This is a genomic window from Achromobacter sp. JD417 (assembly GCF_041879325.1).
In the GTDB taxonomy this organism is placed as follows: Bacteria; Pseudomonadota; Gammaproteobacteria; order Burkholderiales; family Burkholderiaceae_B; genus Achromobacter; species Achromobacter mucicolens.
Map to the genome: position 1 here is coordinate 66,897 of NZ_CP087159.1, position 12,400 is coordinate 79,296.

Sequence of the window (12,400 nt, forward strand, 5' to 3'; positions counted from 1 at the left end):
GCGGCGCAGGCTGGATTACGCCGTGGTCTTCTTGGGCGCCGCCTTTTTCACGGCTTTCTTGGCCGCGGTTTTGGTGGCGGTTTTTGTGGCCGTTTTGGTTGCGGTCTTGGCGGCAGCCTTCTTGGCCGGCGCCTTCTTCGCAGCCGTCTTGGCCGCCGTCTTGGTGGCGGTCTTCGTTGCCGTCTTGGCCGGCGCGCGGGCGCGGCCGGGCTTCTCGGGACGGGGCTCGAACTCGAACCCGATCTTGCCGTCAGGCTGGCGCACCAGGAACGCCTTGAACTTGCGGTTCGTGCGGCTGGAGACAAAGCCGTCGAGCAGGTCGGTGCGGCCGTTGGTCAACAGCTTTTCCATCTGCTCGCGCGAGATCTCCTGCTGCAGGATGACCTTGCCCGACCGGAAATCGCACGACTTCTCGGGGCCCACCGATTTTTCGCAGACGTAGCTCATGCCGTGCTCGAAGACGCGCGACTGGCACTTCGGGCAAGAGCCCACCGGCGTGTGGCCGGAGAAGTCCACGGCTTCGTTGTCGTCCTCGTCGTTTTGGCCGAAGTCGAATTCCAGCTTGTACTCGTCGCTGATCCGCAGGATGGCCGCAAACGGCCGGCCCATCTTGCTGATGAAGCCTTGCAGCGGACCGATCTCTCGCTTGGCCAGGAGTTCTTCGACTTCCGGCAGCTCGAACGTGCGGCCGCCCGGGTGCTTGCCGATGGAAAAGTCGCAGGCCGTGCAGGCGTAGCGGCGGTAGTTTTCCTTGACCACCGCGCCGCACTTGGGACACGGCGTTGTCAGCGTGGCGTAGTCGCCCGGCACCGTGTCGCGCTCGTATTCCTTGGCGCGCTTGACGATCACCTGCGTCATCTGCGCGATCTCGCGCATGAAGGCCTCGCGGCCCAGTCCGCCCTGCTCGATCTGCTTGAGCTTGTGCTCCCATTCGCCGGTGAGTTCGGGCGAGGTCAGTTCGGCCACGTCCAGACCCGACAGCAGCGTCATGAGCTGGCGCGCCTTGGCGGTGGGCACCAGGTCGCGGCCTTCGCGGCGCAGGTAGCTTTCGTTGAGCAGGCCTTCGATGATGGCCGCGCGCGTGGCCGGCGTGCCCAGGCCGCGCTCGGACATGGCTTCGCGCAGTTCCTCGTCGTCCACCAGCTTGCCGGCGCCTTCCATGGCCGACAGCAGCGTGCCTTCGTTAAAGCGCGCGGGCGGCTTGGTCGACAGGCCGACGGCCTCGATTTCCTCGGTGCGCACGGTCTCGCCGTCGCCCACGGGCACCAGGTTGGCGTCTTCGCCCTGCGCTTCCTTGCCGTACACGGCAAGCCAGCCGGGGTTGACCAGCACCTTGCCGTCCGTGCGGAAGCGATGCCCCTGCACTTCGGTCAGGCGCGTGGTGACGCGGTACTCTGCCGCCGGGAAGAACACGGCCAGAAAGCGCTTGAGCACCAGGTCGTAGAGCTTGGCCTCGGCTTCGCTCAGGTCGTGCGGGATCTGCAGCGTGGGGATGATCGCAAAGTGATCCGACACCTTCTTGTTGTCGAAGATGCGGCGGTTGGGTTTCACCCACTGCTGGCTGACGACGGTCTCGGCGTGGCGCGACAGGCCGCCCACGGCGTTCGAGCCGCCCTTGGCCAGCGCGCGCATGGTTTCCTGCACCGTGCTGATGTAGTCCTCGGGCAGGTAGCGCGAGTCGGTACGCGGATACGTCAGGGCCTTGTGGCGTTCGTACAGCGTCTGCGCCAGCGCCAGGGTGGTCTTGGCCGAAAAACCGAACCGGCCGTTGGCCTCGCGCTGCAGCGACGTCAGGTCGTACAGGGCCGGCGACATCTGGCTGGACGGCTTGGATTCCTCGGTCACGCTGCCCGGCTGCTCGCGGCAGGCGGCGACCACGCTTTGCGCGGCGGCGGCCGACCACAGGCGCGATTCGCGCTTTTCGGGATCTTTGTCGTCTTTCTTGAATTGCGGGTCGATCCAGCGGCCTTCGTACAGGCCGGCGGCCGCCACGAAGGTGGCGCGCACTTCCCAGTAGTCGCGCGGCACGAAGCGGCGGATGCGCTCTTCGCGTTCGGCCACGATAGCCAGCGTGGGCGTCTGCACCCGGCCGACCGGCGTCTTGAAAAAGCCCCCGTCCTTGCTGTTGAAGGCGGTCATGGCGCGCGTGCCGTTGATGCCGACCAGCCAGTCGGCCTCGGCGCGCGAACGCGCCGCGGCTTCCAGCGGCTTCATCTGCGTGTCGTCGCGCAGGCTGGCAAAGGCCTCGCGGATGGCGGCCTGCGTCATCGACTGCAGCCACAGGCGCTGGATGGGCTTGTTCACGCCGGCGTACTGAATGATGTAGCGGAAGATCAGTTCGCCTTCACGCCCCGCGTCACAGGCGTTGATGATGGCGTCCACATCCTTGCGCTTGGCAAGCCGGACCAGCAGCTTGAGGCGTTCGGCGGACTTCTTGTCGGTCGGGCCCAATTCGAAGGCCGGCGGAATCACGGGCAGGTGCGTGAAGCTCCATTTCCCCTTGACCGGATCGTTGGGCGCGACCAAGCTGAGCAAATGGCCGATGCTTGAAGCGAGAACGTAACGTTCGCTTTCAAAATAGTCGCCCTCGCGCGCGAAGCCTCCCAAGGCGCGTGATATATCAAGGGCCACCGAGGGCTTCTCGGCAATAATCAGCGTTTTATTCATGTGTTTCCAGTGGCGGTAGTCCCGCCGTATCAGCGCGGATAATAAGATCGGAGATTCGCCAGATGCAAGTCGGCACTGAAAGGCAAGCGGGATCCGAACTGCACGCTTGGCGTCAATTTTTGGCGCGAAGCACCTTGTGGCTAGGCGTTTTGCTGCTGGGCAGCGCTGCCGTCTGCTGGGTTGCCGCCAACTGGCAGGACATGACAAAAATGCAGCGCTTTGCCGGGTTGCAGGGCCTGTTGGCCGTCTGCGCGCTGGCCGCCGCGTGGTCCGGTTTGCGCTTGCGCGCCCGGCCCGGCGTGCGGCGCAGCATCCCTGGCGCGCTGCTGGCATTGGCCGGCATTTTGCTGGGCGCCCTGCTCGCCCTATTAGGACAAACTTACCAGACGGGCGCCGATACCTGGGAACTGTTCGCGTGGTGGGCAGTGTTGCTCTTGCCCTGGGCGCTTGCCGCGGGCAGCCAGGCCGTGTGGTTGTTGTGGGCGCTGGTGCTCAATCTTGCGGTCGCGCTGTGGCTGGGCGAACGCGTCTTCACGTGGATGATGATCTTCGGCGGTCCGGGCCTGCCCAGCCTGGTCATGGCCGCGTTGAACCTCGTCTTGCTGTTCGGCTGGGAAATGGCCGCGCGACGCTGGCGCGCCAGCACGGTCTTCGGGCCGCGCATCCTGGCCGCCATCGCAATCAGCGTGCTGGTGCTGGCCCTCATGTTCGGCGATTTCATCGTCGACGGCCTGGGCACCTACAACGGCGTCGCCTGGGTCGCTGCCACGCTGGGGCTCGGTCTTTACTATCAGCGGGGCCGGCGCGACCTCGTCATCCTGGCCATGCTGGCCGCCGGCGTCATCTGCGTGTCGCTGCGCGTGGTGGGCGAATGGTTGTGGCGGCTTGAGCCCGGCGCGTGGGCGGCGCTGCCGCTGGCCGCCTTGCTCATGGCCGAGGCCGTCGTGGCCGCCCGATGGCTGCGCGGCATGAGCAACGAAGCGCCGGTCCCCGTGCCGGCCGCCGACGCGGAACCGGCTGGCGCCTCGGCAGGCAATGCCGTCGATCCCGCCGAATCCAGCGCGCCCGTGGCCCAGTTGGCGCCCGCTGCCGTGCCGCGCGCTGAACCGCCCTGGTACGTGCAATGCCTGCTGGGCCTGTCCGCGTGGCTGGCCACCCTGCTCCTCTTGCTGTTCGTCGCCTTCTCCAACCTGATCACCACCGAAAGCGGCGCGCTGGTCGCCGGCCTCGTGCTCTGCGCCGTGGGCGTGGCGGTGCTGCGCAGCGATGCCGGCCCGTTCTGGCGGCAGTGCGGCACGGCCATGGCTTTCACCGGGCAGATCCTCATCATCTTCGGCCTGTCCAGTTCGACCTCGTTCGCCAGCGCAAGCTTCTTCGTGCTGCTGATGGCGGCCGCAGTCTATGCGCTGGGACCCGACGTGATCCTGCGCTTTCTGAGCGGCCTGTTGATCGCGCTGGCCAGCGCCGGCCTGATCTGGCGCGGCCTGTCGCCCGACCTCATGCGGGAAGACCTGATGGACGCCTGGATCCGTTTCGACGCGACCCGGGCCACCTTCCTGTGGCTGCCCATCGGCGTCATCGGCGCCTGGGCCACCGCCGTCATCTTCACCGTCAGCCACCGCGTGGGCGCGCGGCGCGGCCATGCGCTGCAGCCGCTGGCGTGGGCGTTCCTGCTGTCCGTGCAGGGCATGGTCTGGCTGGCAAGCGGCATTGCCGTCACCGAACTGCCCGCGATCTGGCAGCTTGCGCCGCGCACCGCTGCCCTGGTCGTCGCGGGCGCGCTCTTGCCGGTGGCCGCCGCGCTGGCCGTGCTGTGGCCGCGACGCCGCCTCCTGACCGGCGGCGTCACCTGGGGCGTGCCGATCGGCCTGTTGCTGCTGGCGCTGTTCTGGCTGCCCAGCCCGGGCGTCGGCTTCGCGCTGGCGTGGCTGCTGCTGGGATTTGGCCTGAACCAGCCGCGCGTCATGATCTTCGGCGCCGCCAGCCTGTTGGCGTACCTGGGCGTCTATTACTACCAATTGGAGCTGCCGCTGCTGCAAAAGGCGCTGTGGCTGAGCGGCGCGGCGGTGCTGCTGTTCGTGCTGCGCGCCGCGGTGTGGCTGGTGCCGCGCCTGATGCGCACGCAGGCCCCGGTTCAAGCGCGTCCCCTGCCGCCGGTATCCCCGGCCCTGCGCTGGCGCACAGCGGGCATCCTGGGCGGCCTGGCGCTGGTGCTGGTCGCGGCCAACGTCGGCATCTGGGAGCGCGAAAAACTCCTGTCGTCGGGCAAGGTCGTCATCCTGGAGCTGGTGCCGGTCGATCCGCGCTCCCTCATGCAGGGCGACTACATGGCCTTGAATTTTGCGGCCGGACGCGAGGTGACGCGCCTGCGGCTAGGCGGCAACCAGAACGACGCCGAAAGCGTCATGGGCTACGAGCCGGACGGCTACGTGATGCTGACGCCGGATTCGCGCGGTGTGGCGCAGGCGGTGCGGATCCAGTCCGACGTGCACCCGCATGCCGAAACCGAAGTGCCGCTGCGCTATCGGGTCCGTGGCAATGGTGTGCGCATCGTGACCAATGCGTTCTTCTTCCCGGAAGGCGAAGCCGCGCGTTACGAGGTCGCGCGTTTCGGCGAACTGCGCGTGGCCGACGATGGCGAAGCGTTGCTGGTGCGGATGCTGGGGGCAGACTTGCAGCCGCTGTGAGCGGTTGCAGGGCCTTCAGGGATCAGCCGGCAGGCAACGCGCGCGGCAGTGCGGGCGGCGTCAGCCCGGAAACCGCGCTGCCCAGCGCGCCGTGGCGTCCTGCAGGAATGACGTCAAGTCCGTGGCGGCCAACGGCGCAAAGCCCAACGCCGCCCACGCCGCCTGCAAGGCCGGCAGCGGCGCGCGCGTATCCACCGCGGGGGCGCCATTCTGTTTGGACAGCTTCAGCCCGCTGGCCGGGTCCAGAATCAACGGCACGTGCAGGTAGCGCAGCGGCGGCAGGCCCAACAGGCGGCCCAGCACGCGCTGGCGCGCCGTGGAACTGAGCAGGTCGGCCCCGCGCACCACGTCCGTCACGCCCTGCGCGGCGTCGTCCACCACCACCGCCAATTGGTACGCCCACAGACCGTCCGCCCGCCGCAGGGCGAAATCTCCCACCGCCTGCGCCACATCCTGCTCCTGCGGGCCAAGCCAGCGGTCCTCGAAGCGCTCCACGCCGTCGGGCACGCGCAGCCGCCAGGCGCGGGCTTCGCGCCCCGCCGGCAAGCCGTGACGGCATGTGCCGGGATACGGTCTTTCCCCGTCGGCGCCCGGCGCGGTCTGGCCGCGTAGCGCCGAGTCCGCAATTTCACGCCGCGTGCAGCCGCATCCATAGATCAGGCCCTGCGCGGCAAGCGCGTCGAACGCCGCCTGGTAGGCCGCATTGCGGCGCGACTGCCAGACGATGTCGCCGTCCCAGACCAATCCCAGCGCCTGCAGCTGGCCCATGATGACGTCCGCCGCGCCCGCCACCGTGCGGGGCGTGTCGACGTCCTCGATTCGCAGCAGCCAGCGCCCGCCCTGCGCGCGCGCGTCCAGCCAGCTGGCCAGCGCGGTCGCCAGCGAGCCCGCATGCAGCGGGCCGCTGGGGCTGGGGGCAAAGCGGCCGACGTAGGTCACGGGGACGGAATAAATGACTCAAGCCCGCGCGGCCAGGCGCGCGGGCTGAAGGGTTGAATCAGGGAGTGCGGGACGGGGACGCGCGCTCAATGCAGCAAGCGGCCGCCTTCTTCGTCGAGCAGCTCTTCGAGGACCAGATTGTCGATCTCGGCTTCCTGGCTCCAGAGAACCATGAGGGCGATGATCTTGATCTTGGAGAGCGGCACGGGCGTTTCCGGCGAGGCCAGGCCCCGGTCGATCACGATCTCGCGCAGGGGCGCGGGCAACACGCCGGCCGATTCCAGGAATGCGATGAAGCCAATGGACTCGGTGCCGAGCTGTTGGTATTCGTTCTCGGTGTAGATCCGGGTGCCGGACGAGGGCGCCTGTGCCAGATCGACGCACCTTTCGGTGGTCTCGGCCAGGCCGTACAGCCACCCGAGCGCGTCGTCGATGTCCTCGTGCTCGAAACCGGCAGCGGCAAGCCGCTTGGCGAGCACATCGGCAGCAGGACAGGCCTGAGGCGTGTAGTAATTCTCGAACAGATAGACCAGGATATCGAACATATGGCGCAGTTTGTGCCTGTTTGCACAGTCGGCCCGCATATCGGCAGACCAGCAAACATGAATTTTACTTTACGCCGATTTAATTTGCCGGGCAACCGGGGAAAAGGCGGATGTTGTAGGACGTCACCATGCGCCCAAGACCGCCCATTTTGCGCCCAAATGCTGACAAAATGGCTGATTCAGCAAAAAGGGGCGGGCCCGATTGGGTCCGCCCCTTTTTTCATGGCGCCGCCTGCGCGGCGCGTACGTCATGCCGACTTCGGCGCGTTCTCCAGTTTCAGTTCGGCCAGCTGCCGGATGAATACCGGAATGCAGATGGCCAGTCCGATCAGGCCGGTGACGATGCCCGGCAGAATGGTCAGCAACGCGCCGATCGTGCACAGCCAGCGCTCCCAGCTCTTCATGGCGACCAGCATGTAACGCGAGAAGGCGGCCGACAGCAGCACCAGCCCGACCATGCAGCCGAACAGGGTCACGAAGAAGTCGTACCAGGTGAACCCCTGCACCGAGATCAGCAGCGACGGCGAGAACACAAACACGAAGGGCACGATGAGCTTGGTGATGCCCAGCCTGAACGCCGTGTTGCCGGTCTTGAAGGGATCGCTGCCCGCCATGCCCGCCGCCGCATACGCGGCCAGCGCCACCGGGGGCGTGATGTCCGCCAGGATGCCGAAATAGAACACGAAGAAGTGCGCCGCGATGGGTTGCACGCCCAACTGCACCAGCGTGGGCGCGGCAACCGCGACCATGATGAGGTAGTTGGCGGTGGTGGGGATGCCGCAGCCCATCAGGATGCAGACGATGCCGGTCATGATCAGCGCCGCAATCAGCGTCAGCGTCTGCATATTGGCGATGGCTTCGGGAATCACCGTGGCCGCACCGCCCGCGATGGCTTGGGCTGCCGAGATCACGATGTAAGAGATCTTGAAGCCCACGCCCGTCAGGGTCACCACGCCGATCACGATGCCGACCGTCCCGGCCGCGGCACCCACGGCCAGCGCGTACTTGGCGCCCGTCTCGAAGGCTTCGTACAGGTCGCGCAAGCGCAGGCGCTGGAACGGATTCAACAGACCCACCACGATGCAGCCCGTGATGCCCGCGAAAGCGGCCAGGTAAGGCGTGCGTCCGCTGGCCAGCACGCCGATCAGCAGCACCAGCGGAATCAGCGTCGGCCAGCGCATCTTGAACGACTGCTTCAGCTTGGGCATTTCCTCGGGGGTCAGGCCGCGCAGCCCTTCACGCTTGGCCTCGAAGTGCACCTGCATGAACATGCCGAAGAAATACAGGAAGGCCGGGAAGATGCCCGCGATCGCGATCTGCTGGTACGGGATGCCCAGGAACTCGATCATCAGGAAGGCTGCCGCGCCCATGATCGGGGGCGTGATCTGCCCGCCCGTGCTGCTGGCCGCTTCGACGCCTGCCGCGAAGTGGCGCGGATAGCCGATGCGGATCATCGCGGGAATGGTCAGCGAGCCCACCGTGACCGCGTTCGCGACCGAGGAGCCGGACAGCATGCCGAACATGGCCGAGCCGAACACCGACACCTTGGCCGGGCCGCCGGCATAGCGGCCCGCGATCGTGGACGCCACATCCAGGAACAGCTGGCCCAGGCCGATGCGGGTGGCCAGCACGCCGAACAGCACGAAATGGAACACGTAGGTCGCCACCACGCCCACCGCCACGCCATACACGCCCTGACTCGTCAGGTACATGTGGTTGACGATCTGGGACCAGGTATTGCCCGCGTGCTGCAGCAGACCGGGGAAGTACGGACCAAACATGGCATAGGCCATGAACACGATCGCGATGATCGGCAGCGGCCAGCCCATTGCCCGGCGCGTGGCCTCCAGCAGGCCGATCAGCAGGATCGAGCCCATGAAGACGTCGATCGGCAGGGGGTTGCCGACGCGGAACGCCAGGTCTTCAAAGATGTACGGGATGTACAGCACCGACAGCGCCAGCGCGACGGCGATGATCCAGTCGTACAAGGGGATGCCGCCCGGCGCGTACCACGTCGACTTGGGCTCGCGCTGGTAATGCGACTTGGAAAAGCCGAACACCAGGAAGATCAGGCTGAGCACGAACGCCAGATGCACGCCGCGGTGCGTGGCTTCGCGCAGCAGCCCGAAGCCGGCGGTGTAGTAGTGAAAGATCGACAGCGTGACCAGAAGGCCCGAGACGATCCAGGTGGCGGTCTTGTCCAGCGGCCGGAAGCGGATTTCCGAGTCGTACTTCTCCGCCAGCTGCTGGGTTTTCTCGTGGTCGATTTGCATCGCGGTGATTCTCAAGATGATTCAACAAGCAGGGCCGCGCATAGGCGGCCCTGCTCAAAGGCGGCAAAGAGCCAATGCCGCCACATAAAAACCTGCAACGATCCGCCACCTCATCAAAGGCAAGCAATCGGAATAAAGAACCCCGGCCTCCCGAAAGCGGGGCCGCGCGGATCCGGCTCCGCCGGTCCGCCACCGGCGCCCCCTGGGGGGAAAGCGCCAACGGCGCTTCGGGGGGGGCCTACTTCAGCAGGCCGATTTCCTTGTAGAACTTCTCGGCGCCCGGGTGGAACGGGATGCCGGCGCCCTTGATGGCGTTGTCGCGGGTGATCAGCTTGCCCTTGGCGTGGCCGTTGTCCAGCGTCTTGCGCGTGGCATCGCTATACAGGGCCTTGGTGACGTCGTAGACCACCTGTTCGGGCAGCTTGGCCGACGTGACCATCTGCGCGTTGACCGAGATGGTCTTCACTTCGCCGACGTTCTGGTAGGTGTTGGCCGCAATGGTGTCGGGCGTGAAGAACTCTTGCTTGGCGCGCAGCGCGTCGATCTCGGGGCCGACCAGCGGCACGATCTCGATCCCGGCGCCGCTGGAAGCCAGTTCCGCGATGGCGCCGGCAGGCGCGCCGCCCACGAAGAAGAACGCGTCCAGGCCGCCGTCCTTGAGCTTGTCGCCGGCCTGGTTGGGCTTGAGGTATTCGGCCTTGATGTCCTTGTCGGTCATGCCGTATGCGCCCAGGATCAGGCGCACGTCCACCAGGGTGCCCGAGCCGGGCTCGTCCATGGACACGCGCTTGCCCTTCAGGTCCGCCACGCTCTTGATGCCCGCGCCCTTGCGCGTCACCAGGTGGATGCTTTCCGGGTACAGGGTGGCGATCAGGCGCAGGTCCTGCGCCTTGGGCTTGCCTTCAAACGTGCCGGTGCCGGTGTAGGCCCAGTAGGCAACGTCCGACTGCGTGAAACCGGCCTCGAACGAGCCGCCCATGATGCCGTTGATGTTGGCCACGGAGCCATTGGAAGCGACGGCGGTGGCCACCAGCTTGCCGGGCTGCGACACGGCATTGGCGATGATGCCGCCGATCGGGTAATACGTGCCGGCCGTGCCGCCCGTGCCGATGCGGAAGAACTGCTGGGCCTGCGCGGTGCCGGTGGCGCCCACGGCGGCGACCGCGACGGTCAGGGCGGTGATCCAATGCTTGAGTTTCATGCGAGCTTCTCCAATACGAAATGACAGGTCTGTCGAGTGACGAGGTGCGTTTTGTCATCGCCGGCGCGGCGTGGCCGCCTGCCGGAAATGGGCCTCCCCTTGGGGGCCGTTTTCATGATGAAATTCTGTCATGCCGCCCTCTGGTAGCCAATGGTTACGGGGCTATCGTTTACCTGGGGGTGCATTGCCCCTTTGGTTATGGGTGGTCCCGCTTTGGTTATGCGTGCGCAACCCCTCAAGCAGTCAGACTACGGAGTCATCAGGATGTCCCAGGAAGTCATACGCGGCATTGCGCTGCCCCCGCCCGCACAGCCAGGCGATCCGCTGGCCCGCGTCGACACGCCCAGCCTGGTGCTGGACCTGGCGCCTTTTGAAGCCAACCTGCGCGCGATGCAGGCCTGGGCCGACCGCCACGACGTCGCCCTGCGCCCGCACGCCAAGGCGCATAAATGCCCCGAAATCGCATTGCGGCAGCTGGCGCTGGGCGCGCGCGGCATCTGCTGCCAGAAGGTCAGCGAAGCCCTGCCCTTTGTGGCCGCCGGCATCCAGGACATCCACATCAGCAACGAAGTCGTCGGTCCGGCCAAGCTGGCGCTGCTGGGTCAGCTGGCGCGCGTGGCAAAAGTCAGCGTGTGCGTGGACAACGCGCACAACCTGTTGCAGGTCTCTGAGGCCATGGTGCAAGCGGGCGCGCAGATCGACGTGCTGGTGGAAGTGGACGTCGGCCAGGGCCGCTGCGGGGTGTCCGACGACGCCCTCGTGCTGGCGCTGGCGCAGCAGGCGCGCGACCTGCCCGGCGTGAATTTTGCCGGCCTGCAGGCCTATCACGGCTCGGTGCAGCATTACCGCACGCGCGAGGAGCGCGCCGAGGTCAGCCGCCAGGCGGCGCGCATCGCGGCGTCCTACGCGCAACTACTGCGCGAGAGCGGCATCGCCTGCGACACCATCACCGGCGGCGGCACGGGCAGCGCCGAGTTCGATGCGGCCAGCGGCGTCTATACCGAATTGCAGGCCGGCTCCTACGCTTTCATGGACGGGGACTATGGCGCCAACGAGTGGGACGGCCCCCTGGCGTTCGAGAACAGCCTGTTCGTGCTGGCCACGGTCATGAGCAAGCCGGCGCCCGACCGGGTGATCCTGGACGCGGGGCTCAAGTCCACTACGGCGGAATGCGGCCCGCCCGCCATCTTCGGCGAACCCGGGCTGACGTACACCGCCATCAACGACGAGCACGGCGTCGTGCGCGTGGAACCGGGGGCGCAGGGGCCCGACCTGGGCGCGGTGCTGCGCCTGGTGCCGTCGCACGTGGACCCCACGTTCAACCTGCATGATGGGTTGGTGGTGGTGCGCGATGGCGTGGTCGAGGATATCTGGGAAATCTCGGCGCGCGGCTTTTCGCGCTAATAGGTCCTTCTGAGGGCAGGCCAGCTGGCGCGGTGCACGGTCACGATCGACCGTGCACTCCTCATGCCCCGCCCATCCCGCGTTTCGCAAGAACGAAAAAAGGCCGGCGCGCCGTCAACGCGCCGACCTTTGGATGCAGCCCGCAAGCGCTTACTTGGCCTGCTGCTGGATCTTTTCCCCGCCCCTTTCAATGTCTTTGCCGGCACCTTCCATCGTGTTGCAACCGGCGGTCACGGCGGTAATCGCGAGCATCAGTGCAAGCCAAATACGGTGGGTCATTTTCTTCTCCTTCGGGCATTCATTGGACAGTGCGGGTCATGCCGAACGGCAGCCGCAATTACTTGTCCAGCAAGTCCCGTGCCTGATCCTTCGCTTCGCCTACATTGCGCTGCACTTTACCCTCGGTCTTTTCCACTTTTCCTTCGGCTTCGGTGCGGGTGTTGCCCGTCACCTTGCCAGCTGTTTCCTTGATCGCGCCCTTCACTTCCTTGGCGGCGCCCTTGATGCGGTCCTTGTCCATGTCATCGATCCTCAGGTTTCAGGTGGGGTGAAACCGCGCCGGGGAAACCCGGAGTCCGGCGGCGGACAAGTCCAATATAGGAACCGCGCCGCACCCGCGATAGAGGCATGCGCACCAGGACGGGTGGTGCATTTTTACTTTCGGGTGGGCGCAAAAGGGAGTGC

General features: G+C 66.4%; 9 protein-coding genes. 2 read left to right on the forward strand and 7 right to left on the reverse strand.

Annotated features, from left to right (window positions below):
* Positions 1–15: 15 nt before the first annotated feature.
* The gene (locus tag LN047_RS00330; protein ID WP_373980881.1) at positions 16–2,667 is read right to left on the reverse strand and encodes a DNA topoisomerase III; all 2,652 of its coding nucleotides are present in this window, start codon (positions 2,665–2,667) and stop codon (positions 16–18) included.
* Between the two features lie 62 nt (positions 2,668–2,729).
* Between LN047_RS00330 and LN047_RS00335 the strand changes: the two genes are divergently transcribed.
* Complete coding sequence (locus LN047_RS00335; RefSeq protein WP_373980882.1) at positions 2,730–5,354, forward strand: GDYXXLXY domain-containing protein; 2,625 nt, start codon at positions 2,730–2,732, stop codon at positions 5,352–5,354.
* Positions 5,355–5,414: 60 nt separating this feature from the next.
* Here LN047_RS00335 and gluQRS read toward each other — a convergent pair whose 3' ends face one another.
* From gluQRS to LN047_RS00355, 4 genes are all read right to left on the reverse strand, one after another.
* Positions 5,415–6,293: a tRNA glutamyl-Q(34) synthetase GluQRS gene (gene gluQRS, locus LN047_RS00340; RefSeq protein ID WP_373980883.1), complete on the reverse strand. Its 879-nt coding sequence runs from the start codon at positions 6,291–6,293 to the stop codon at positions 5,415–5,417.
* Positions 6,294–6,379: 86 nt separating this feature from the next.
* Positions 6,380–6,838: a DUF494 family protein gene (locus LN047_RS00345; RefSeq protein WP_056327700.1), complete on the reverse strand. Its 459-nt coding sequence runs from the start codon at positions 6,836–6,838 to the stop codon at positions 6,380–6,382.
* Between the two features lie 248 nt (positions 6,839–7,086).
* A complete protein-coding gene (locus LN047_RS00350) occupies positions 7,087–9,111 on the reverse strand; it encodes a TRAP transporter permease (RefSeq protein WP_373980884.1) in 2,025 nt (674 codons plus the stop codon).
* 238 nt (positions 9,112–9,349) lie between these two features.
* A complete protein-coding gene (locus LN047_RS00355) occupies positions 9,350–10,312 on the reverse strand; it encodes a TAXI family TRAP transporter solute-binding subunit (RefSeq protein ID WP_223573802.1) in 963 nt (320 codons plus the stop codon).
* 264 nt (positions 10,313–10,576) lie between these two features.
* On the opposite strand from LN047_RS00355, the gene LN047_RS00360 reads away from it, so the two are divergent.
* The gene (locus tag LN047_RS00360; RefSeq protein WP_373980885.1) at positions 10,577–11,716 is read left to right on the forward strand and encodes a DSD1 family PLP-dependent enzyme; all 1,140 of its coding nucleotides are present in this window, start codon (positions 10,577–10,579) and stop codon (positions 11,714–11,716) included.
* 150 nt (positions 11,717–11,866) lie between these two features.
* On the opposite strand, the gene LN047_RS00365 is transcribed toward LN047_RS00360, so the two are convergent.
* Complete coding sequence (locus tag LN047_RS00365; RefSeq protein WP_056327784.1) at positions 11,867–11,995, reverse strand: entericidin A/B family lipoprotein; 129 nt, start codon at positions 11,993–11,995, stop codon at positions 11,867–11,869.
* Between the two features lie 58 nt (positions 11,996–12,053).
* The gene (locus tag LN047_RS00370; RefSeq protein WP_056327704.1) at positions 12,054–12,236 is read right to left on the reverse strand and encodes a CsbD family protein; all 183 of its coding nucleotides are present in this window, start codon (positions 12,234–12,236) and stop codon (positions 12,054–12,056) included.
* Positions 12,237–12,400: the final 164 nt, after the last annotated feature.